This window comes from Streptomyces sp. ADMS (genome assembly GCF_033441795.1).
Taxonomy (GTDB): domain Bacteria; phylum Actinomycetota; class Actinomycetes; order Streptomycetales; family Streptomycetaceae; genus Streptomyces.
This window is the reverse complement of sequence record NZ_JAVFVX010000081.1, coordinates 13,670-36,310: the sequence shown is the minus strand read 5'-3', so window position 1 is coordinate 36,310 and position 22,641 is coordinate 13,670. Positions and strand designations below refer to the sequence as shown.

At 71.9% G+C, this 22,641-nt stretch carries 20 protein-coding genes; 15 read left to right on the top strand and 5 right to left on the bottom strand.

What is annotated here, in order from left to right:
- The first annotated feature begins 276 nt into the window (after positions 1-276).
- The 3 genes from RB628_RS28715 (at position 277) to RB628_RS28705 (ending at position 3,583) form a co-directional block, all read left to right on the top strand.
- Positions 277-1,131 carry a GNAT family N-acetyltransferase gene (locus tag RB628_RS28715; RefSeq protein ID WP_318323435.1) on the top strand — a complete coding sequence of 285 codons (855 nt, stop codon included), beginning with the start codon at positions 277-279 and terminating at the stop codon, positions 1,129-1,131.
- Between the two features lie 101 nt (positions 1,132-1,232).
- Positions 1,233-1,808: a GNAT family N-acetyltransferase gene (locus tag RB628_RS28710; protein WP_318323434.1), complete on the top strand. Its 576-nt coding sequence runs from the start codon at positions 1,233-1,235 to the stop codon at positions 1,806-1,808.
- A 71-nt stretch (positions 1,809-1,879) separates the two neighbouring features.
- Positions 1,880-3,583 (top strand): proline--tRNA ligase, encoded by a 1,704-nt coding sequence (locus RB628_RS28705; protein ID WP_318323433.1) that lies wholly within the window; start codon positions 1,880-1,882, stop codon positions 3,581-3,583.
- 106 nt (positions 3,584-3,689) lie between these two features.
- Here RB628_RS28705 and RB628_RS28700 read toward each other — a convergent pair whose 3' ends face one another.
- Positions 3,690-4,088, bottom strand: a complete 399-nt coding sequence (locus RB628_RS28700) for a hypothetical protein (protein WP_318323432.1) — start codon at positions 4,086-4,088, stop codon at positions 3,690-3,692.
- A 15-nt stretch (positions 4,089-4,103) separates the two neighbouring features.
- Here RB628_RS28700 and RB628_RS28695 point away from each other — a divergent pair, with 15 nt between their 5' ends.
- Genes RB628_RS28695 through RB628_RS28685 form a run of 3 tightly spaced genes read left to right on the top strand, consistent with a single transcriptional unit; the run spans position 4,104 to position 5,871 of the window.
- A complete protein-coding gene (locus RB628_RS28695; protein WP_318323431.1) occupies positions 4,104-5,147 on the top strand; it encodes an FAD:protein FMN transferase in 1,044 nt (347 codons plus the stop codon).
- A complete protein-coding gene (locus RB628_RS28690) occupies positions 5,144-5,734 on the top strand; it encodes a ferric reductase-like transmembrane domain-containing protein (protein ID WP_318323430.1) in 591 nt (196 codons plus the stop codon). Before RB628_RS28695 ends, RB628_RS28690 begins: the two co-directional genes overlap by 4 nt.
- Positions 5,659-5,871: a ferredoxin gene (locus RB628_RS28685; RefSeq protein ID WP_318323429.1), complete on the top strand. Its 213-nt coding sequence runs from the start codon at positions 5,659-5,661 to the stop codon at positions 5,869-5,871. Before RB628_RS28690 ends, RB628_RS28685 begins: the two co-directional genes overlap by 76 nt.
- A gap of 64 nt (positions 5,872-5,935) precedes the next feature.
- Here RB628_RS28685 and RB628_RS28680 read toward each other — a convergent pair whose 3' ends face one another.
- Genes RB628_RS28680 through RB628_RS28670 form a run of 3 tightly spaced genes read right to left on the bottom strand, consistent with a single transcriptional unit; the run spans position 5,936 to position 7,901 of the window.
- Positions 5,936-6,841: an aminoglycoside phosphotransferase family protein gene (locus tag RB628_RS28680; RefSeq protein ID WP_318323428.1), complete on the bottom strand. Its 906-nt coding sequence runs from the start codon at positions 6,839-6,841 to the stop codon at positions 5,936-5,938.
- Positions 6,842-6,882: 41 nt separating this feature from the next.
- On the bottom strand, positions 6,883-7,362 hold the full coding sequence (locus tag RB628_RS28675; RefSeq protein WP_318323427.1) for a ferritin-like domain-containing protein: 480 nt from the start codon (positions 7,360-7,362) through the stop codon (positions 6,883-6,885).
- On the bottom strand, positions 7,359-7,901 hold the full coding sequence (locus tag RB628_RS28670; protein WP_412180739.1) for a hypothetical protein: 543 nt from the start codon (positions 7,899-7,901) through the stop codon (positions 7,359-7,361). Before RB628_RS28670 ends, RB628_RS28675 begins: the two co-directional genes overlap by 4 nt.
- Before the next feature lie 214 nt (positions 7,902-8,115).
- Here RB628_RS28670 and rimP point away from each other — a divergent pair, with 214 nt between their 5' ends.
- The 9 genes from rimP (at position 8,116) to RB628_RS28625 (ending at position 20,527) form a co-directional block, all read left to right on the top strand.
- Positions 8,116-8,625 carry a ribosome maturation factor RimP gene (gene rimP / locus RB628_RS28665; protein ID WP_318323425.1) on the top strand — a complete coding sequence of 170 codons (510 nt, stop codon included), beginning with the start codon at positions 8,116-8,118 and terminating at the stop codon, positions 8,623-8,625.
- Between the two features lie 2 nt (positions 8,626-8,627).
- The gene (gene nusA, locus RB628_RS28660; RefSeq protein WP_318323424.1) at positions 8,628-9,638 is read left to right on the top strand and encodes a transcription termination factor NusA; all 1,011 of its coding nucleotides are present in this window, start codon (positions 8,628-8,630) and stop codon (positions 9,636-9,638) included.
- 101 nt (positions 9,639-9,739) lie between these two features.
- Positions 9,740-10,018 (top strand): YlxR family protein, encoded by a 279-nt coding sequence (locus tag RB628_RS28655; protein ID WP_318323423.1) that lies wholly within the window; start codon positions 9,740-9,742, stop codon positions 10,016-10,018.
- 147 nt (positions 10,019-10,165) lie between these two features.
- Positions 10,166-13,336 carry a translation initiation factor IF-2 gene (gene infB, locus RB628_RS28650; RefSeq protein WP_318323422.1) on the top strand — a complete coding sequence of 1,057 codons (3,171 nt, stop codon included), beginning with the start codon at positions 10,166-10,168 and terminating at the stop codon, positions 13,334-13,336.
- A 265-nt stretch (positions 13,337-13,601) separates the two neighbouring features.
- Positions 13,602-13,895: a DUF503 domain-containing protein gene (locus RB628_RS28645; protein ID WP_318323421.1), complete on the top strand. Its 294-nt coding sequence runs from the start codon at positions 13,602-13,604 to the stop codon at positions 13,893-13,895.
- Between the two features lie 85 nt (positions 13,896-13,980).
- On the top strand, positions 13,981-14,424 hold the full coding sequence (gene rbfA, locus RB628_RS28640) for a 30S ribosome-binding factor RbfA (RefSeq protein ID WP_318323420.1): 444 nt from the start codon (positions 13,981-13,983) through the stop codon (positions 14,422-14,424).
- On the top strand, positions 14,421-15,329 hold the full coding sequence (gene truB, locus RB628_RS28635; RefSeq protein ID WP_318323419.1) for a tRNA pseudouridine(55) synthase TruB: 909 nt from the start codon (positions 14,421-14,423) through the stop codon (positions 15,327-15,329). The genes rbfA and truB overlap by 4 nt, the downstream gene beginning before the upstream one ends.
- 291 nt (positions 15,330-15,620) lie before the next feature.
- Positions 15,621-19,406: a serine protease gene (locus RB628_RS28630; RefSeq protein WP_318323418.1), complete on the top strand. Its 3,786-nt coding sequence runs from the start codon at positions 15,621-15,623 to the stop codon at positions 19,404-19,406.
- Positions 19,407-19,579: 173 nt separating this feature from the next.
- Positions 19,580-20,527 carry a bifunctional riboflavin kinase/FAD synthetase gene (locus tag RB628_RS28625; protein WP_318323417.1) on the top strand — a complete coding sequence of 316 codons (948 nt, stop codon included), beginning with the start codon at positions 19,580-19,582 and terminating at the stop codon, positions 20,525-20,527.
- A gap of 92 nt (positions 20,528-20,619) precedes the next feature.
- On the opposite strand, the gene RB628_RS28620 is transcribed toward RB628_RS28625, so the two are convergent.
- A partial coding sequence (locus RB628_RS28620; RefSeq protein WP_318323416.1) for an AAA family ATPase occupies positions 20,620-22,641 on the bottom strand: 2,022 nt, incomplete at its 5' end.

Genomic DNA, 22,641 nt, shown 5'->3' with positions numbered 1-22,641 from the left:
CAGGTTGAGCCCCGGTTTCTTTCTCGCCCGCGCCCCGGTGGTCTCTGCAGCCGGGGCGGTGCCTTCTCCGTGTCGGCCCAGGCACCCCAGCCCGTCCGGCGTTCGAGGACAAGGCCCGTTCAGGGCCGGAGCGGGGGTCCGGGGGCGGCAGCCCCCAGGGACGGCACGCCAGCCGACGTCCACCGACAGGCGAGCGGCACACAAACACAGGGCGACGCCGCTCAGCTTCCGCAGGTACAGTGCGGAGATCAGCAGACCGCATGGTGAGGCCCGCACGTGTTGACGCAGACCACCTCCCGGGTGCTCGAACCGGGCGACCTGGACGCCGCACTCGCTGTCCTCGGCCGCGAGCCGGTTGCGAACGCCTTCGTGACGTCCCGTGTCCAGATCGCCGGCCTCGACCCCTGGCGCCTCGGCGGCGAGATGTGGGGCTGGTACGAGGACGGCATGCTCACCTCCCTCTGCTACGCGGGCGCCAACCTCGTCCCGATCTGCGCCACCCCTCGCGCCGTACGCGCCTTCGCCGACCGGGCCAGGCGAGCGGGCCGCCGCTGCTCCTCCATCGTCGGCCCCGCCGAAGCCACCACCCAGCTGTGGCGCCTGCTCGAACCGAGCTGGGGCCCCGCCCGGGAAGTCCGCCGCCACCAGCCCCTCATGGTCACCGACCGGCTGCCCGACCCCTCTCTCGTCGCTCCGGATCCGTACGTCCGCCGTATCCGCAAGGACGAGATGGAGACGATCATGCCGGCGTGCGTGGCGATGTTCACCGAGGAGGTCGGCATCTCGCCGCTCGCCGGCGACGGCGGCCTCCTCTACCAGGCCAGGGTCGCCGAACTGGTCGGTTCCGGCCGCTCGTTCGCCCGCCTCGACGAACACGGCAAGGTCGCCTTCAAGGCGGAGGTCGGCGCCGCGACCGCGCAGGCCTGCCAGATCCAGGGCGTATGGGTGGCCCCCGAATACCGGGGCCTGGGCCTCGCCGCCCCCGGCATGGCCGCCGTCCTGCGCTACGCCCTCGCGGACGTGGCTCCAGTGGTCAGCCTGTACGTGAACGACTTCAACACCCCGGCCCGCCGGACGTACCTGAGGGTGGGCTTCCAGGAAGTCGGAGCTTTCATGAGCGTCCTGTTCTGAAGTACCCCGCGAAACCCGAACAACCCGGAGACGCATGGGAGGTCAGCCACATCCGCCCCGCAGCCGGTAAGGACGCTCCGCACCCCCTGTAGTCTCCGGACATGCCGCGCTTCCCCGGTCATGGCCGCCAGCACCCCCGCCCTCAGGACGTGGTCATCGGCCCCCTGGACCTCACCGCCCGGGTCGACGAGGCGCTCGCCGTCCAGGCCGTGGCGTTCGGGCTGGGCGCCGACGAAATCGCCGTACGCAGGCAGATCGTCCTGCGGCATCTGACCTACCCCGGTGCCCGAGCGCTCGGCGCGACCACCCCCGGGGGACGGCTCGCCGGGTTCGTGTACGGCATGCCGAACGACCGTACGCACTGGTGGTCCACCGTCGTCGAGCCGTATCTGCGCCGACAGGGCCACGACGCCTGGCTCGACGACTCCTTCGTCATCACCGAACTGCACGTCCACCCGACCTACCAGAACATCGGCGTCGGCCGCGCCCTCATCACCGCCATCACCCACGGCGCCGCCGAACCCCGCTCGATCCTCTCCGCGATCGACACCGACAGCCCGGCCCGCGGCCTCTACCACTCCCTCGGCTACGAGGACCTGGCCCGCCAGGTCCTCTTCCCCAGCGCCCCGAAGCCGTACGCGGTGATGGGAGCCCCCCTCCCGCTGCGCAGGCGCTAGTCGATTTCCACCGTCCCGCACCCCCCGGCTAACCTCCTGCCATCACCCTTAAGCAGCAGGAGTCGAGAATCATGGCCCAGGCCCAGGTCCAGCGCATGTCCCGTTTGATGGTCAAGACACTGCGTGACGACCCCGCCGACGCCGAGGTGCTCAGCCACAAGCTGCTGGTCAGGGCGGGTTATGTGCGTCGTACGGCCGCCGGTCTGTGGTCCTGGCTGCCGCTCGGCAAGAAGGTCCTGGCCAACGTGGAGCGCGTCGTCCGCGAGGAGATGGACGCCATCGGCGCCCAGGAGGTCACGCTGCCCGCCCTGCTGCCGAGGGAGCCCTACGAGGCGACCGGCCGCTGGGACGAGTACGGCCCGGAGCTGTTCCGCCTCAACGACCGCAAGGGTGGCGACTACCTCCTCGGCCCGACCCACGAGGAGATCTTCACCCTCCTGGTCAAGGACCAGTGCACGTCCTACAAGGACCTGCCGGTGATCCTTTACCAGATCCAGAACAAGTACCGCGACGAGGCCCGCCCGCGCGCCGGCATCCTGCGCGGCCGCGAGTTCCTCATGAAGGACTCGTACTCCTTCGACACGGAGGACGAGGGCCTGGCCCAGTCGTACGCCCTGCACCGCGAGGCCTACCAGAAGATCTTCGCGCGTCTCGGCCTCGACTACCGCATCTGCGCCGCCACCGCGGGCGCCATGGGCGGCTCCAAGTCCGAGGAGTTCCTCGCCCCGGCCGCCGCAGGCGAGGACACCTTCGCCGACTGCCCCAACTGCGACTACGCCGCCAACTCCGAGGCGATCACGTACGCGCTCCAGCCGGTGGACGGCTCGGCCGTCCCCGCCCTTGAAGAGATCCCCACCCCCGACACCCCGACCATCGAGACGCTCGCCGCGCACCTGAACGTCGCCGCCTCCGCCACGCTCAAGAACCTCCTGGTCAAGGTGGACGGCGAGATTGTCGCGATCGGCGTCCCCGGTGACCGTGAGGTCGACATGGGCAAGGTCGAGGCGCACTTCGCGCCCGCCGCCGTCGAACTCGTCACCGCCGAGGACTTCACCGGCCGCGACGACCTCGTACGTGGCTACGTCGGCCCGCAGGGACTGGAGAAGGTCCGCTACTTCGCGGACCCGCGCATCGCCCCCGGCACCACCTGGATCACCGGTGCCAACAAGGAGGGCCTGCACGCGAGGAACGTCGTCGCCGGCCGTGACTTCGAGGTCGACGAGTACATCGACTCCGTGGTCGTCCAGGACGGCGATCCCTGCCCGGCCTGCGGCACCGGCCTCAAGCTGGACCGCGCCATCGAGATCGGCCACATCTTCCAGCTCGGCCGCAAGTACGCCGACGCCCTCAGCCTCGACGTCCTCGGCCGGCAGGGCAAGCCGGTCCGCGTGACCATGGGCTCGTACGGTATCGGTGTCTCCCGCGCGGTCGCCGCCCTCGCCGAGCAGCATGCCGACGAGCAGGGCCTGTGCTGGCCCAAGGAGATCGCCCCGGCCGACGTCCACGTCGTCGCCGCGGGCAAGGCCCTCCAGACCGAACTGGCCCTCGACGTCTCCGACAAGCTGGCCGCGGCCGGCGTCCGGGTCCTGGTCGACGACCGCGCGGGTGTCTCCCCGGGCGTCAAGTTCACGGATGCCGAGCTGATCGGCGTACCGAAGATCCTGGTGGCGGGCCGCCGTTCGGCCGAGGGCGTCCTGGAACTGAAGGACCGCCGGACGGGCGAGCGCGAGGAACTGACGGTCGAGGAAGCGGTCGCCCGCCTGACCGCTGCCTGATGTCCGGCGCGTATTAAAGCCACCTCTCAGAGAGTTCTCGGGAGGCGTATGGACGCCTCACAGAATTCTCTCAGGCCGTTGCCCGACCGTAGGGCGTGACACGGAGTCACGTCCTACGGAGGGGAACGGCCATGACGGGCAGGGAGCGGGAGCGGAGAGCCGCCGCGGCGGTGCGCAGGGGGGTACGGCGTACGGCGGCCGTGGCGGCGGCGGTCTCGCTGGCCGCGGCGGCCGGGGTGTTCGCGCTGGTGGGCACGATGGAGTCGGCCGCGACCACGACCGCGAGCGGCACCGCGGACTCGACGTCCAGTTCGGCGTCGTCGAGTTCGAGCAGCGGTACGGATGCATCCTCGTCGTCGGACGCGTCCACCGCGGACAGTTCATCGGACAGCTCGTCCTCGACTTCCTCGGTCTCCGCGGACTCCTCGGGCTCCGCGTCCGCAGACCTCCAGTCCTCCTCCGACGACCTGACCTCCTCGGACTCCAGCGGCTTCGCCGACTCCACCTCGGGGGCGTCGTGATGGCCACCGCAGTCCGCCCCACGGCCGCCGCGGACTGGCGTGCCCTAGGCATCAGCGTCCGTCTCGTCACCACCGACCCGGGCATGCTGGACTCCTGCAACCTCCTCCTGGCCCGCCATCTGGCCGAGGTCGACGCCTCCTGCAGCCGATTCCGCGCCGACTCCGAACTCTCCGCCCTGGACGACACCGACGGCCGTCCGACCCGGGTCAGCCCGCTGCTCGCCGAGGCCCTGGCCGTGGCCCTGCGTGCGGCAGAGGCCACCGACGGAGCCGTGGACCCGACGGTCGGCTCGGCACTGGACGCCCTCGGCTACGACCGCGACTTCACCCTCGTCCAGGAGGACGACCGCCCGGTAAGGCTCACCGTGCGGCGCGTCCCCGGCTGGCGGCGGATACACCTGGACCACGCGACCGGTACGGTCACCGTCCCGTCCGGCATCCGCCTCGACCTGGGCGCCACCGCGAAGGCATGGGCCGCCGACCGGGCCGCGCGGACGCTGGCCCAGGCCGCGGGCTGCGGAGTCCTGGTGAGCCTCGGCGGCGACACCGCGGTCGCGGGCAAGCCCCCGGCGGGCGGCTGGCGCATCCGCGTCCAGGACATCACCGGCCCGGTGGAAGAGCCGCCCACGCAGGGCCCGTACGCCACCATCGGCCTCCACAGCGGCGGCCTCGCCACCTCCGGCACGGCGGCCCGCCACTGGCGCCGGGGCGAGCACACCCTCCACCACGTCATCGACCCGAACACGGGCCTCCCTGTCCACACCCCCTGGCGCACGGTCTCCGTGGCAGCGGCGAACTGCGCCGACGCCAACGCGGCGAGCACGGCGGCTTTGGTGAAGGGCGCGGGCGCGGAACGCTGGCTGACGGGGCTGGGTCTCCCGGCGAGGCTGGTGGCGAGAAACGGGACGGTCCTGACGACGCCGGGGTGGCCGCTTTCAGCCCGTCCGGCGATTGCGGACGAGGCCGTTCAGGCCGAAGGGGGGTCTGGGGACACAGCCCCCGGACCAGCAGTAGCCACGACGGAGGGGGACGCAGCCGCATGACCTCCGAAACCCTCTGGTACGCCAACCGGGCAACAGGCGCCGCATGTCTGGTCCTCTTCACCGTCGTCGTCCTGCTGGGCATCGCCGTGAGACTGCGAGGAAAGCTCCCCGGCCTGCCCAGATTCGGCACCGTGACCCTCCACCGCACCCTCTCCCTCTCCGCCACGGCCTTCCTCGCCCTCCACGTAGCCGCCGCGGTGATCGACGGCTATGTCGACATCACTCCCCTCGACGCCCTCGTCCCCTTCGTCTCCGGCTACCAGCCCCTCTGGCTGGGCCTCGGTACGGTCGCCCTCGACCTGATGCTCGCGGTGCTGGTCACCAGCCTCCTGCGCGCCCGCCTCGGCCACCGCACCTGGCGTGCGGTGCACTGGCTCGCGTACGCCTCCTGGCCGATCGCCCTCGTCCACGGCATCGGCATCGGCACGGACACCGGCGCCGAACGCGGCCGGTTTCTGCACGGCGACGGACCCGACCCCCCTGTTGCCCGTGCCCAACGACCGGAGCTGACATGCCCCAGAGCCAGCAGACGACGATCGACATCGACTGGACGGCCTGCCAGGCCCACGGCCTGTGCTCCGAACTGATCCCGGAACACATCACACTGGACGAATGGGGCTACCCACTCGTAGACGACGCCCCCATCCCCGCCAGAACGATCAAACGGGCCCGCAGAGCAGCGTCCGACTGCCCTGTCCTGGCGCTCAAACTTACGGCCGGGTGACCAGCGCAGGGGCGCGGGGAACTGCGTGAACCAGCCCCCACGGACCCGCAGCCGCCCCCGGACCTCAGAGCCACCCGGCGAACTCCAACAACAACTCCGCGTCCTTCGGCCGGCCCACCCGCAGCGCCCGAACCCCCGACTCCACCGCCCGGAACAACGTCCACCCCCGCAGCCGCTCCTGATCCACATCCAGCGACTCAGCGAGCCGCTTCACCCGCCGCCGGGTGATCGCCGCGCCCGACGACGACGCGATCAGGTCCTCCACCCGGTCCCGGACCAGCCGCGCCAGATCGAACGCGCACTCACCGATCACCGGATCGGGCCCCACCGCCAGCCAGGGCACCCGCTCGCCGGCCAGCACCTTGCTCTGCCGGAACGTGCCGTGCAACAACCGTCCCTCGGGCGGCGCGACCAGCAACTCCTCGCGCGCCGCGAGCGCCGCCTCGACGAGCGGCGCCACCTCGGTATCCGCACCGGCGCTCGCCGACATCGCCTCGGCCTGCCGCCCGGTCCGCGCGGCCACCGTCTCGAACACCCCGGTCGAGCCGGCGGGCGGCTCGACCCACAGCCGCCGCAACGTCCCCGCCGCCTCCAGCAGCGCCTTCGCCTCGGGCAGCGACCGCACCGACACATCCGGATGCAGCCGCTCCAGCAACAGCACACCCTCGTCGGCGGACGACTCCAGCAACTGCACCGCACCCACCCCGCCCCAGTGCGCCAGCGCGGCCCGCTCGCTCTCCGGCCGGGCCCGGCGCGGCGCGAGCTTCAGAACGGCGGGCGTACCGTCCGCTCGCCGCACCAGCACCACCAGACTGCTGCGCCCGCCCGGAACCTGTACCCGCTCCACGGTCAACACGCGTAGATCCACGGCTTGTTGAGCCGCCAGGGGCAGTCGCGCCAGCCAGTCGTCACCGTCCGGTGGCGTCTCGCCGAGTGCCCTCACGAGACGGGGCGGCGGTGCGAAAGCCATGCGCTGGTCGTTTCCTTCCGGTGTGCGGTATGAGGTAAGGGCTATGCGGTGGGTGTCGCCGACGCGGAGCCGGCCCGCTCGGCGAGCCCAGGGAAGGGTACGCTCCCTCCCCGCCAGCGCACCGCCCGCACCGCGGCCTCCCGCAGCCCCTCGGCACCCGTCCGGCGCCGCTCGCCCGCGGCTGCCCGGACCAGGTCGGAGTACACCCCGGCGACCCGCTCCTCCAGTTCGGCCGCGAGCCGGACGGCGGCGTCCGGGTCCGACACGGGGAACGGCAGGGCGTAGCCGGCAGCCGCCGCCACCGGCGTGCCCCCGAGGGCCCGCACCGCGCGCGCCAGCTCGTCTCGCCGGGCCCGGTGGGCGTCGTACGCGGCCTGCGCTTCGCTCCGGCGGGCCTCGCCGATCAGCCCGCCGACAACCCCGTACCCGTACACCGCCGCGTGCTCGGCGCCCAGAGCGGCCTGGAGCGCCGTCAGCTCAGCGGTGTCCTTCTCCGACTTCCTCGACTTCGCCCCGCTCACTTCGAACCTTCCGTCAGCAGATACACATGCGCGGCCCCAGAGGCCGCCACCGAGGCCAGTAGTCGCGCCAGCTCGCCCGGTACCTCGAGCAGTGCCCTCGTACGCCTGTCCACGAGGGTCCGCTCGGCGGCGGCGAGCCCGGCAAGGGCGTCCTGCTCGCTCACCGGCGCCGCGGAAGCCGAAGGTGACGCGGATGCCGACGTCGGCGTGGTGGTGGGTGTCGGTGTCGGCCCGCCGCCCCCGAAAGCCTCCGCGTGCCGTACGGCCTCCGCCCGCAGCTCCGAGAGCCGCTCCGCCAGTACCGGAAACGCGGCGATCGCCGCGTCGTACTGCTGTACGAGTCCGGTGCTGTCGCGGGCCGCACGCGCGCGCGTGCGCTCGGCCACCGACGGGCTGCCGGCGCTCGTGGCCGTCGAGTCGGACTCGGTGGTGCAGCCCACGAGGAGGACGGCGCCCGCCGCCGACGAGGCGAGCAGGGTCCTTCGGCGCAAACCCGGAAAGGTTCCCAGCGGGGTGTGCGACGGCGGGGGGAACGGCACGGCAGACGTCCTCGGAGGGCTCGTACGAACGGAACACCAGGGAAGGGCAGCACGCCCGTGATCACCGTACCCGCGCCCCGGCCCGCGGCCCGCCACCGGCGCAGTCGGCCACGGGCGGTGTCCAGGTGGACGGCAACACCCCCCGGGACCGGATACCCTTTGACCTGACACGCGACCTACCCACAACAGCACACGCGGCCGAGGAGTCACCCGGATGAGCACCACCCAGAGCGAGAGGCTTCGAGAGCTCCTGGAGCCGCTCGTCAGCTCGCAGGGTCTCGATCTCGAAGAGATCGCAGTGGAGTCCGTCGGGCGCAAGAGAGTGCTGCGGGTCGTCGTCGATTCCGACGACGGCGCCGATCTGGACGCGATCGCCGATGTGAGCCGCGCGCTCTCGGCGAAGCTCGACGAGACCGACGCGATGGGCGCGGGGGAGTACACCCTGGAGGTCGGCACCCCCGGCGCCGAGCGCGAACTCACCGAGCACCGGCACTACGTACGCGCCGTCGACCGCCTGGTGAGGTTCCAGCTCGCCGAGGGCGGCGAACTGGTCGCCAGAATCCTGGCCATGGACGACACGGGCATGGACCTCGAAGTGCCGGGCGTGAAGGGCCGCAAGGCCACCGCCCGCAGGCTCGCCTTCGCCGACATCGACAAGGCTCGCGTCCAGGTCGAGTTCAACCGCAAGGACAAGCAGGACATGACGGAAGAGGAGGAGGCGTAGCCGTGGACATCGACATGAGTGCCCTGCGGGGCTTGGTGCGGGAGAAGGAGATCTCCTTCGACCTGCTGGTCGAGGCGATCGAGTCGGCCCTCCTCATCGCCTACCACCGCACCGAGGGAAGCCGCCGCCACGCGCGTGTGAAGCTCGACCGGGAGACCGGTCATGTGACCGTGTGGGCGAAGGAGGACCCTCAGGAACTGGAGGAGGGGCAGGAGGCACGTGAGTTCGACGACACCCCGTCGGACTTCGGGCGGATCGCCGCCTCCACCGCCAAGCAGGTCATCCTGCAGCGCCTTCGGGACGCCGAGGACGACGCGACGCTCGGCGAGTACGCCGGCCGCGAGGGCGACATCGTCACGGGTGTCGTCCAGCAGGGCCGCGACCCGAAGAACGTGCTCGTGGACATCGGCAAGCTGGAGGCCATCCTGCCGGTGCAGGAGCAGGTCCCCGGGGAGACCTACACGCACGGGCTGCGGCTGCGGTCGTACGTCGTCCGGGTGGCGAAGGGAGTGCGCGGTCCGTCCGTCACTCTCTCGCGCACGCATCCCAATCTGGTGAAGAAGCTCTTCGCGCTGGAGGTGCCCGAGATCGCCGACGGTTCCGTCGAGATCGCGGCCATCGCGCGTGAGGCCGGTCACCGCACGAAGATCGCCGTCCGTTCGATGCGCAGCGGTCTGAACGCCAAGGGGGCCTGCATCGGCCCCATGGGCAGCCGGGTGCGCGGCGTCATGGCCGAGCTGAACGGCGAGAAGATCGACATCGTCGACTGGTCGGACGACCCGGCCGACATGGTGGCCAACGCTCTGTCCCCGGCCCGGGTCAACAAGGTCGAGGTGGTCGACCTGGCGGCCCGCTCCGCGCGCGTGACGGTCCCCGACTACCAGCTGTCGCTGGCGATCGGCAAGGAGGGCCAGAACGCCCGGCTCGCGGCCCGGCTGACCGGCTGGCGGATCGACATCCGTCCGGACACCGAGCAGCCGTCCGAGCGGCCCGCTGAGCAGCCCCGGGACTAGCTGGGGAATAGATCCAAGCCGCAGGTGGCTGAGATCACGACAACAGCCGTTCGATTCTTGCCCCAAAGGGGTGAGGTCGCTGCGGGGAGGTAGACTTAGCGGTGTCTGGCCGGACGCGTGCCCGCGTATGCCCTGAACGCACCTGTGTGGGGTGTCGGGAGCGAGCGGCCAAGAAGGAACTGCTGCGCATCGTGGCGGTCGAGGGTGAATGTGTCCCCGATCATCGCGGTACGCTGCCCGGCCGGGGTGCGTACGTGCATCCCGCCCTGGTCTGTCTCGACCTGGCGGTACGCCGCCGGGCGTTTCCACGGGCACTGCGTGCCCCGGGAGCGCTCGACACGGTGGCGTTGCGCCGCTATGTCGAGCAGGCAACACAGTAGAACGCGTCGCGCGGAACCCCGTGCGGCTCTGGTACCCCCGCGAGTTGGAAGTAGGTCGAGATTGCGATGAGCACTCGATGAGCACGCGATGAGTACGCCCATGAAGTAGCGACGGTCCGGCCGCAACCCGGACCTAAAAGGAGCGAAGTGGCTAAGGTCCGGGTATACGAACTCGCCAAGGAGTTCGGGGTAGAGAGCAAGGCCGTCATGGCCAAGCTTCAGGAACTCGGTGAATTCGTCCGATCGGCATCCTCGACGATCGAGGCGCCCGTAGTACGCAAGTTGACAGACGCCTTCCAGGGCGGGGGCAACGGCAAGTCCGCCGCGAAGCCCGGCGCCCCCCGCAAGGCTGCCCCCAAGCCCGGCGCGCCCTCCCCGGCGCAGTCGGCCCGTCCGGCTGCCCCGCGGCCGCCGGCTCCCAAGCCCGCCGCGGCCGAGCGCCCCGAGGCGCCCGCCGCGCCGAGTGCGCCGGTCACACCGGTCACGCCGGCCCCCCAGGGCTCGCGTCCGACGCCGGGCCCCAAGCCCGCGCCGAAGCCGGTCGTCGCGGCGCCGGCCACGCCGGAGTTCACCGCTCCGCCGTCGGCCCCGGCCGCTCCGGCCGCCGCGCAGGCTCCGCGTCCCAGCGGTGCCCGTCCCGGTGCCCCGCGTCCCGGCGCCCGTCCCTCGGGTCCCGGTCAGGACCGGGGTCAGGGCCAGGACCGCGGTCAGGACCGTGGCCAGGGCCGTGGTGAGCGTCCGGGTGCCGCGCGTCCGGGTGGCCAGGGCGCGCCGCGTCCCGGCGGTGCCCGTCCGGCCGGTCCCCGTCCGGGCAACAACCCCTTCACGTCCGGTGGTTCCACCGGGATGGCGCGTCCGCAGACGCCCCGTCCGGGCGGTGCCCCGCGTCCCGGCGGCCCTGGTGGCCCCGGTGCTCCCGGTGGCGCTCCGCGTCCGCAGGGCGCCGGCGGCGGTCAGGGTGCTCCGCGTCCGCAGGGTGCGGGCGGCGGGCGTCCGTCTCCGGGCGGCATGCCCCGTCCGCAGGGTGGTCCCGGTGGCGCTCCGCGTCCCGGCGGCGGCCCCGGCGGCAACCGTCCCAACCCCGGCATGATGCCGCAGCGTCCCGCTGCGGGCACCCCGCGTCCCGGCGGTGGCCCTGGTGGCCGCGGTCCCGGTGGCGGCGGCGGTCGTCCCGGTGGTCCCGGTGGTGGCGGCGGCGGTCGTCCCGGTGGCGGCGGTTTCGCCGGCCGTCCGGCCGGTCCCGGTGGCGGTGGCGGCGGTTTCGCCGGTCGTCCCGGTGGTCCCGGTGGCGGTGGCGGCGGTTTCGCCGGTCGTCCCGGTGGTCCCGGTGGTGGCGGCGGTGGCCGTCCCGGCTTCGGCGGTCGTCCCGGTGGTCCGGGTGGCCGTGGTGGCACGCAGGGCGCCTTCGGTCGTCCCGGTGGTCCCGCGCGTCGTGGTCGCAAGTCGAAGCGGCAGAGGCGCCAGGAGTACGAGGCCATGCAGGCCCCGTCGGTCGGCGGCGTGATGCTGCCGCGCGGCAACGGACAGTCCGTCCGCCTGTCGCGTGGTGCGTCCCTGACCGACTTCGCCGAGAAGATCGGCGCCAACCCGGCGTCGCTCGTCGGCGTGATGATGAACCTCGGCGAGATGGTCACCGCCACGCAGTCCGTCTCCGACGAGACGCTGAGGCTCCTCGCGGACGAGATGAACTTCGTCCTCGAGATCGTCAGCCCCGAGGAGGAGGACCGCGAGCTGCTCGAGTCCTTCGACATCGAGTTCGGCGAGGACGAGGGTGGCGAGGAGTTCCTCGTCGCGCGTCCGCCGGTCGTGACCGTCATGGGTCACGTCGACCACGGTAAGACCCGACTGCTGGACACCATCCGCAAGACGAACGTCGTCGCGGGCGAGGCCGGCGGTATCACGCAGCACATCGGTGCGTACCAGGTCGCGACCGTCGTCAACGAAGAAGAGCGTCGCATCACCTTCATCGACACCCCGGGTCACGAGGCGTTCACCGCCATGCGTGCCCGTGGTGCCAAGTCGACCGACATCGCGATCCTCGTGGTGGCGGCCAACGACGGTGTGATGCCCCAGACGATCGAGGCGTTGAACCACGCCAAGGCGGCCGGTGTGCCGATCGTGGTCGCGGTCAACAAGATCGACGTGGAGGGCGCGGACCCGACCAAGGTGCGCGGTCAGCTCACCGAGTTCGGTCTGGTGGCGGAGGAGTACGGCGGCGACACGATGTTCGTCGACATCTCCGCCAAGCAGGGCCTCAACATCGAGAGCCTGCTGGAGGCCGTGGTCCTCACCGCGGACGCCTCGCTCGACCTGCGGGCCAACCCGGAGCAGGACGCGCAGGGTATTGCGATCGAGTCCCACCTGGACAAGGGCCGCGGCGCCGTCGCGACCGTCCTGGTCCAGCGAGGCACCCTGCGGGTCGGCGACACCATGGTGGTCGGCGACGCGTACGGCCGTGTCCGCGCGATGCTCGACGACAAGGGCGACAACGTGGAAGAGGCGGGTCCCTCGACCCCGGTCCTCGTCCTCGGTCTCACCAACGTCCCGGGCGCCGGCGACAACTTCCTGGTTGTCGACGAGGACCGTACGGCGCGTCAGATCGCCGAGAAGCGGGCGGCGCGCGAGCGCAACGCCAACTTCGCCCGCCGGGGTGTCCGGTTCTCCCTGGAGAACCTGGACGAGGCCCTCAAGGCCGGTCTGGTGCAGGAACTCAACCTCATCATCAAGGGCGACGCGTCCGGTTCGGTGGAGGCTCTCGAGTCCTCGCTGCTCCAGCTCGACGTCGGCGAAGAGGTCGACATCCGCGTCCTGCACCGCGGTGTGGGTGCGGTCACCGAGTCGGACATCGACCTGGCGACCGGCTCCGACGCCATCGTCATCGGCTTCAACGTCCGCGCTGCGGGCCGCGCGGCGCAGATGGCGGAGCGCGAGGGCGTCGACGTCCGCTACTACTCGGTGATCTACCAGGCCATCGAGGAGATCGAAGCGGCCCTCAAGGGCATGCTCAAGCCGGAGTACGAAGAGGTCGAGCTCGGTACGGCGGAGATCCGCGAGGTCTTCCGTTCGTCCAAGCTGGGCAACATCGCCGGTGTGCTGATCCGCTCCGGCGAGGTCAAGCGCAACACCAAGGCGCGGTTGCTGCGCGATGGCAAGGTCATCGCGGAGAGCCTCAACATCTCCGGTCTGCGTCGCTTCAAGGACGATGTCACTGAGATCCGCGAAGGGTTCGAGGGCGGTATCAACCTCGGCAACTTCAACGACATCAAGGTCGACGACGTCATCGCGACGTACGAGATGCGCGAGAAGCCGCGCGGCTGAGCAGTCGGTGCGTGATCCAGCTGGCCGGCGGGGAGAAGTCCCCGTCGGCCAGCTGGCCGTCTGCCAGGGGCTGGGCATTCCAGCCCCTCCGGCGTTTGAGGAGCGGGGTCCGGGACGGAGCCCCAGAAGGACGGGTAGGGGCGGCGGGGGCGCGAGAACAATCCCGTCGAGCCGTCGCCCCGTTCGTTGTACCGTTCTCGATGTCCCCGCCCATACAGCCGGCGGGGTCATCGAACCCGTACCGGCGGGACATCCGGATACACACATGTACGTGGGGACTCTGTCCTTCGACCTCCTGCTCGGCGACGTACGCTCGCTGAAGGAGAAGCGCTCCGTAGTCCGCCCGATCGTCGCCGAACTCCAGCGCAAGTACGCGGTGAGCGCGGCCGAGGTCGAGCATCTGGATCTGCACCGCAGAGCCGGTATCGGCCTGGCGGTGGTGGGCGGGGACGTGGGGCACATCACCGATGTGCTCGACCGGTGCGAGCGACTGGTCGCCGGTCGACCCGAGGTGGAACTGCTGTCCGTACGACGGCGCCTCCACGGCGACGACGACTAGCGCTGATGACCACCGCTGAACGACCTGCAAGAACGCAGAACGCAAGGCGCAGAAACGCAGAACAGAAAGAACGGGAGACGGACCAGTGGCCGACAACGCGCGGGCGAAGAGGTTGGCTGACCTCATCCGAGAGGTGGTGGCGAAGAAGCTGCAGCGCGGGATCAAGGACCCGCGCCTCGGCACCCACGTCACCATCACGGACACCCGGGTCACCGGGGACCTCCGGGAGGCGACCGTCTTCTACACGGTGTACGGGGACGAGGAGGACCGGGCAGCAGCCGCCGCAGGCCTGGAGAGCGCCAAGGGCGTCCTGCGCTCCGCCGTCGGCCAGGCCGCGGGCGTGAAGTTCACGCCGACCCTGGCCTTCGTCGCGGACGCCCTTCCGGACACCGCCAAGAACATCGAGGACCTCCTCGACAAGGCCCGTGCCTCCGACGCGCAGGTGCGCCAGGCGTCCGCGGGCGCCGCGTTCGCCGGCGACGCGGACCCGTACAAGAAGCCGGACGACGAGGACGACACCGCCGAATGACGCAGAAGAACACCAGGACGCCCGACGGGCTTGTCATCGTCGACAAGCCGTCGGGCTTCACTTCGCACGACGTGGTCGCCAAGATGCGCGGGATCGCCAGGACCCGTCGCGTCGGCCACGCCGGCACCCTCGATCCCATGGCCACGGGCGTGCTCGTCCTCGGTGTGGAGCGGGCGACCAAGCTCCTCGGCCACCTCGCGCTGACCGAGAAGGAGTACCTGGGCACCGTCCGCCTCGGACAGAACACGCTCACCGACGACGCCGAGGGCGACATCACCTCCTCGACCGACGCCTCCAGGGTCACCCGCGAGGCCGTCGACGCCGGCGTCGCCAAGCTGACCGGCCGCATCATGCAGGTGCCGTCCAAGGTCAGCGCCATCAAGATCGACGGCGTGCGCTCCTACAAGCGGGCCCGGGAGGGCGAGGAGTTCGAGATCCCGGCCCGCCCGGTCACCGTCTCCTCCTTCGCGGTGTACGACGTCCGGGACGCGGTCGCGGCCGACGGGACCCCCGTACTCGACCTGGTCGTGTCGGTGGTGTGCTCCTCCGGTACGTACATCCGCGCGCTGGCCCGGGACCTGGGCGCCGACCTCGGTGTCGGCGGCCACCTCACCGCGCTGCGCCGGACGCGTGTCGGCCCGTACAAGCTGGACGGGGCCCGGACGCTCGACCAGTTGCAGCAGGACCTGACGGTGATGCCGATCGCCGAGGCGGCCACCGCCGCGTTCCCGCGCTGGAACGTGGACGAGAGGCGGGCGCGGCTGCTGACGAACGGCGTACGGCTGGAGATGCCCGAGGAGTACACGGGCGCGCGCGCCGTGGCCGTCTTCGACCCCGCAGGGCAGTTCCTTGCCCTGGTGGAGGAGGAGAAGGGCAAGGCGAAGAGCCTGGCGGTCTTCGTCTGAGACCGCCTGACCCGCGCACCGGAGTGGGTGCCGAAGAGTGGTACCGAGCCGTGGAGCGGCGATCACGGGGACACGTTTCCGCCGCTCCACGGTTCCCCCCTCGGTTCCCCCACCCAAGGGTGTATCCATCCCTCGCGATTCATTCACCCGTCCGGGCAGGCGCTCGGAGCGAACCGAGGGGGCGGAAGGGGGCGCGTTCGCCGCACGCTCTGTCCTGCTGATCACCGGGTGCCTACCGTCGAAGCAGACGCGTGCGTACGCAGGCTCGCGTGTACGGCGGGGAGGACGACGATGGTGGGACGGGGCCCGCGCGCCGGGGGTGGCCGTCGGCCGTCGGCCGGTGCGCGTGAGGAGCGGGACGGCGAAGCCGCTGTCGAAGCTGCCGAGGAGTCACTCGTGCGGGTGTGCGACCTGGCCGGACGCCCACGCGGTACGGGCTTCATGGCCGACCACCACGGCACGCTGATCACCAGCGTCGAGGCGGTCGACGGCCTGCCCCGGCTGGTCCTGCACGGCGCCGACGACCGCTCGTGCGTGGTGTCCACGGCGGATGCCGTGACCATCCTTCCGGTCCTCGGTCTGGCCCTCGTGCACACCGAAGGCCTGAGTACGGACCCACTCCCCCTCTCGGTACGCGACCGGATCGCGACCGGAACGTATGTGCGGATCGCGGCGGGAGGCTGGCGGGAGGCGCGCGTGCTCGGCACGACCGACGTCACGTACACGGCCGCGGACCGCTTCCACGTCCTCCCCGACGCCCTCGAGTTGGCGATCGGCACAGCGGGCAGCGACGCGCTGCGACCGGGCGGCGGCGCGGCCGGTGGACCGGTGCTCGACCGTGCGACCGGCGCGGTGCTCGGGGTGCTCGGCACCGTGCTCCTGCCGCAGCGGACGGAAGCGTCGGGAGACCCGGCCGGACATCGCGCGGCCGGTTTCGCGCTCCCGCTCCGTGACCGTCCCGCGGATGGCACCGGCCCCCTCTCCGACCTCCTCGCCCGCAACGCGGCGACGGTGCCCGCGTACGGCGCCGACCTCAATCTCGCGGGTGTCCTGGAACTGACGGCCACCTCGGTGGGCTCGGACGGGCCGCCGGGCGCGCTGGCGGGCTTCGTGGGCCGTACCTCGGGCGGTTTGGACGCGGGCGCGGTGGAGCCGGTCGAACGGGTTGAACTGGCAAGGGAGTTGAAGGCGTTCACCGCGGTACGCGAGAGCCCCGCCGTCGTCCTCGGTCTGGTCGGTGCCCCGGGCAGCGGCCGTACGACGGAACTCGCGGCCCTCGCGGCCCGCCGCCACCGGGACACGGAACCGGCCCCCACCCTGTGGCTGCGCGGCGCCGACCTGAGTGACAAGGACACCTCGGTGGCGGACGCGACCCGCCGCGCGCTGGACCGGGCGGCCCGGATCGTGACCGCGTCGGGTGCGTACGGCGCCGACCTGGGTGACATCACCCCGGAACGCCTGGCCCGCCTGGCCCACAACACCGGCCGCCCCCTCCTGCTCCTCCTGGACGGCCCCGAGGAAATGCCCCCACTCCTGGCTCACCGAGCCCCCGAATGGACGAGGGCAACGGAAAAGTGGCTCCACGAAACAAACGCCCGCCTGGTGGTGGCCTGCCGCCCGGAGTACTGGGAACAGACCGGGGCACGACCAGCCGATCCGGTGTCCGAGGGCGAGGCCGGTGCGGCCGAGGTCTCCTTCCCGCCCACCAGCCCCCGCCGCACCTCCAGCCCAGGCCCAGGCATCTCGGCCCGTCCGGCGTTCGAGGACGAGGCCGTTCAGGCCGAAGGGAGGTCTGGGGGCGCAGCCCCCAGAGATGGGACGGGCAAGGGCGGCGGGGGCGAAGAACCCCAACGGCCCCCGCATCCCCCGCACCACCTCCACCTCCACCTCACCGACTTCACCGAAGCCGAGGCCCACCAGGCACAGGCCCGCTATGCCATCCCCCCGACCGCTCTCACCCCCCACGACGCCCGCCACCCCCTCACCCTCCGACTCCTGTCCGAGGTCCGCGCCGCCCTCCCCGCCCAGCCCACCCACCCAGACACCCCCACCCCCCGCCTCGACCGCCACGACGTCTTCACCGCCTACCTCGACCTGATGTGCCTCCGCATCGCCGTCCGCCTGGCCGCCGAGAACGGCCTGCGCGGCACTTCCGTACGCCGCCTCGCCGCCAAGGTCTCCGGCCAGGTCCACGAGGCCGCCCGCCGCAGCCTGGGCCCCGGACAGGGCGAGTTGGACCGCGCGTCCTTCGAGTCCGTGTTCCCCTGGGGCCTCGCCCCGGTCCGGCTGGGCGGCGGCACGGGCTGGGCCTCCGCCGTCCTCACCGAGGGACTCCTCGTCCCCGCAGGCACCGGCTACCGCTTCGCCCACGAGGAACTCGCCGACTGGATCCAGGGCACGCACCTGGACCTGGACGAGGCCCTGCACGCCCTGGTCCACCGACGCCGCCCGCCGAGTGACGGGAACGCGGCTCTCGTTCCCGTACCGCCCCACCGCATCGGTCCGGTCGTCCAGTCGCTGCTTCTCCTCTCCCGGCAACAGGGCACCCCAGAACTGGCCCTACGGTTAAGGGAGTTGGTGCAAGCCATCGATCCGGAGCCAACCGCCTCGACCTCGCCCGGCGCAACCGCCACCTGGTGGGCGACCCACCTCCTCACGGACGTACTCCGCCACGTCCCCGACGCGACCCCGTACACCCACGTCCTGCGCCTCCTCGCCGACCGCATCGTGACCCGGCGCAGGCGGCACCTGACCGTCCCCCCGGAGTTGGGCCCCTCCTTCTGGACCGCTCTTCGTCTCCCCGACATCACCCGCGTCGACCTCCTCCGCCGGCTCGTCGTCAGCGACGAACCTCCGGACCACTCCGACCGGCCCCGCTACCTGGATGCCGTGGCCCAGCTGCTCGCCGACGACCCCACGGCCGTACAACCGCTCCTCGCCCGCTGGTTCGACGACGACCGTCCGCTGCCCGCGACGCCGGACGCGACCGTGGCGACCGCCGCCCAGGCGCTGCTCCACACTCACCGCCACCGGGCCCTGGACGACCTGACCGAGGTGCTCGTCGACAGCGCGCACCGGCGTGCGGACGAACTCCTCGCCGTGCTCGCCGAGGAGGAGCCGTCCGCCGTCTGCCGGGCCGTGGACCGGTGGGCGCACGACGATCGTCCGGCCCGGCGCGTCGCGGCGGTGGCGTACGGACTGCGCGCCGCACCCCAGGCCCGCACCGAGGCCGACCGCGACCTCCTGCGTTACGCGGCCCTCTCGCTGCTCGCCCACCCGGGCGACTGCGCGCTGCACGGCGGTGCGCTCGCGCTCCTCGTCCGTGATCCCCGTACCCGCGCCCGCCATCTCCCGCAGGCGCTGCGGCACTTCACGGCCGGAGACCCGCACCTCCCGCCGAGCGCCCTGGTCGCCGCCCTCACGACCCACCCGGAGCCGGTTCTCGCCGCGTTCCGGGCCAGGCTGCTCGGGCCGGAGGCCGGCGACGCGCTGCGCACCCTCGCCGATGTCACGACCCCGGCCCTCGCCCGCCGCGTCGCCGCCTTCGTACGGGAGGTGGTGGAGCGGCATCCGGAGACCGCCGGGCACCTGGCGGCGTATGTCGACCGGCGCCTCGACCACGGCCCCACCGTCCGACCCGTACTTCTCCCGCTGGTCACCGGCCTTCTCGACGGCGGCCCGGCACTGGTGCGCGCGGCCCTCGCGACCGTGCTCGCCGCGCCCGGGACCCCCGCCTCCGACCCCCTCCGCCACGAACTCCTCGAAGCCCTCCTGGCCCGGGAGGACGACCCCACCGTCCTGGACGCACTGCTTCGCGCCACAGTGGAGGGCGCGACCCGCCACGGCGCACGGCGCACCCGGGGCCTCGTGCACCGCTGCGGTCTGCTGCTCGTTCGCACTCCGGACGGTGCGACGCGCTTCGACTGCTGTCTGGTCGAGCTGGCCAGGCTGGTGCCCGGCTTCGCGGTGCTGGTGGCGGGCTGGCTGACGGACACTCCCGGGGAGTGGGCGGCCGTGGTCGGCCCCAGTACCCGCCGCATGATCGAGAACCTGGCGGGGGTCGGGGTCCCCGCATAGGACAGGCGCCGGGGCATACGACGGGGCGACGGTCCACAACCGGTCACGTGCGCCCCGTCACAGCCTCCATGCCGATGCGAGCGGGGCGCGTGCGGCATGGCACCCTTAGACCTGCGTAAGAAGGCCTGCGTAAGAGGCAGACACGGACACGGGTTCGACGAGGAGCGGTCACAGTGCAGCGCTGGCGTGGTTTGGAGGACATCCCCGAGGACTGGGGACGCAGCGTCGTCACCATCGGCTCCTATGACGGAGTCCACCGCGGACACCAGTTGATCGTCCGGCACGCGGTGGAGCGCGCCCGTGGGCTGGGCGTTCCTTCGGTCGTCGTCACTTTCGACCCGCACCCCAGTGAGGTCCTGCGCCCGGGCAGCCACCCGCCGTTGCTGGCCCCGCACCACCGCCGCGCCGAACTGATGGCCGGGCTCGGTGTCGACGCCGTCCTCATTCTCCCCTTCACCAAGGGGTTCTCGAAGCTCTCCCCGGCCGACTTCGTGGTCAAGGTCCTGGTCGACAAGCTGCACGCCCGGGCGGTCGTCGAGGGCCCGAACTTCCGTTTCGGCCACAAGGCGGCCGGCAATGTGGAGTTGCTGAGCGAAATCGGGCGCACATACGACTTCGAGGTCGAGGTCGTCGACCTGTATCTGTCGGGTGAGGCGGGCGGCGGCGAGCCGTTCTCGTCCACGCTGACGCGTCGCCTGGTCGGCGAGGGTGACGTCGGGGGTGCGCGCGAGATCCTCGGCCGCCCGCACCGCGTGGAGGGCGTGGTGGTCCGAGGCGCTCAGCGAGGCCGTGAAATGGGCTTCCCCACCGCCAATGTCGAGACGCTGCCCCACACCGCGATCCCTGCCGACGGTGTCTACGCGGGCTGGCTGCACGTGGACGGCGAGGCGATGCCCGCCGCGATCTCCGTCGGCACGAATCCGCAGTTCGACGGCACGGAGCGGACGGTGGAGGCGTACGCCATCGACCGCGTGGGCCTCGATCTGTACGGCCTGCATGTCGCCGTCGGCTTCCTGGCGTTCGTGCGCGGCCAGGCCAAGTTCGACTCGCTGGACGCGCTGCTCGTACAGATCGCCGAGGACGTGAAGAAGTGCCGCGAGCTGATCGCGGCCGCGGAATAGCCTCGGCGCGCATATGGGTGCGCACACAGGAGAAGGCGGCCGGTGCCTGATGGGCACCGGCCGCCTTTGCCTCCTGCTACCGCCTACCGGGCTTACTGCTGCTGCGGAGGCTGCGGGTAACCGGGCTGCGGGGGCTGCTGCTGGGGCGGCTGGTAGGGCTGCCCGGGCTGCGGCGGATAGCCGTACGGCTGCTGAGGCGGGTACGGCTGGCCGGGCTGGGGCGGCGGGTACTGCCCCTGCTGACCGGGCTGCGGGGGAACCTGCCGGCCCTGCCCCGGAGCGGGCGGGGCCGGGTACGCCTGCCCCTGCGCCGGCTGCCCCGGGACCTGCTGTTGGTGTCCCGGCATCGGCGGGGCCGCGACCGGGGGCGGATTGCCGTCCGAGGTCCAGAGCCCGTGCATCTGCTGATGCCGTACGAAGTCCTCGGCGACCATGGCCGCGAGGTTGAAGTAGGACTCGCGCACCTTGGGCCGCATCATGTCGAGGTCGACCTCGGCACCGGCGGCGAGGTGTTCGTCGAAGGGAACGACGACGACACCCCGGCAGCGCATCTCGAAGTGGGAGACGATGTCATCCACTTTGATCATCTTGCCGGTCTCGCGCACCCCGGAAATGACGGTGATGGACCGCGAGACCAGCTCCGCGTACCCGTGGGCGGACAGCCAGTCCAGCGTCGTACTGGCGCTGCTGGCACCGTCGACGGACGGCGTCGAGATGATGATCAGCTGATCGGCGAGGTCGAGTACGCCCCGCATGGCGCTGTAGAGCAGACCGGTACCGGAGTCGGTCAGGATGACCGGGTACTGCCTGCCCAGCACGTCGATCGCGCGCCGGTAGTCCTCGTCGTTGAAGGCCGTGGAGACGGCCGGGTCGACGTCGTTGGCGATGATCTCAAGACCGGACGGCGCCTGGGACGTGAACCGCCGGATGTCCATGTACGAGTTGAGGTACGGGATCGCCTGGACGAGGTCACGGATGGTGGCCCCGGTCTCGCGCCGCACACGGCGGCCCAGCGTGCCGGCGTCCGGGTTGGCGTCGATGGCGAGGATCTTGTCCTGCCGCTCGGTGGCCAGGGTCGAGCCGAGCGCGGTGGTCGTGGTCGTCTTGCCGACACCGCCCTTGAGGCTGATGACGGCGATGCGGTAGCAGGACAGCACCGGCGTACGGATCAGTTCGAGCTTGCGCTGCCGCTCGGCCTCCTCCTTCTTTCCGCCGATCTTGAACCGGGAGGGCGCCGCCGCGGGCCGGCCGCTCTTCGCCTTCTGCTTCTTGTTGTTGAGCAGCCGGTCGGAGGACAGTTCGACGGCTGCGGTGTAACCGAGCGGTGCGGCACCGGGGTTGGTCATCTGCCGCTGGTCGTGCTGCATGGGCTGCGGCCAGGCGGCTCCGGTACGCGGGTCCACGGGCGGCTGCGGCGCGACGGGATGCCCGGCCTGCGGAACGCCGGGCATGGGGTTGCCGGGCGGCGGGGGAGACGACGCGGGAGCGGTACCCGGCGCATGCGGGGGCGTCTGGTGCGCGGACGCGTGCGGGAAGGGGAAGCCATACCCACCGGGCGCCCCGGCGGGACCATCGGGGACGACAGGCTGACCGGGGTGCGGGAAGCCGTAGCCGGGCTGCGGTGCCGCGGGGGCACCGGCGGGCGGCGGGAAGCCGTACCCGACCTGGGGGTTGGGAGCCTGGGCGGGCGGCTCACTCGGGACGGGCGCCGGGCTCGGGGGCACGGCATTGCCGACGGGGGCCGGGGAAGTGGCGTTCCCCGGGATGCCGGGAGCCGGGGGCTGACCGCCGGGGGCATCCGGGGCCGGTGCGCCGGGGTGCGGGAGGCCGTACCCGTCTTGGGCGTTGGGGGCGGCGGGGGCCGGGGTGGGCGCGCCGGGCTGGGGGAAGCCGTAGCCGGCCTGAGGGCCGGGAGCAATGCGCGCGGGGCCGGCGGCGCCGGTCGGGGCGGCCTGCGTTGCCGGGGTCGGGAAGCCGTATCCGGTGGGCGCGGCGTCCGGTGCCGGGGCGGAAGTCTCAGAGACCGGTGCCGGTGCGGGGGCGCCGGGGTGCGGGAGGCCGTACCCGTCTTGGGCGTTGGGGCCTGTCGGAGGCATGGCCGGGGTGGGCGCGCC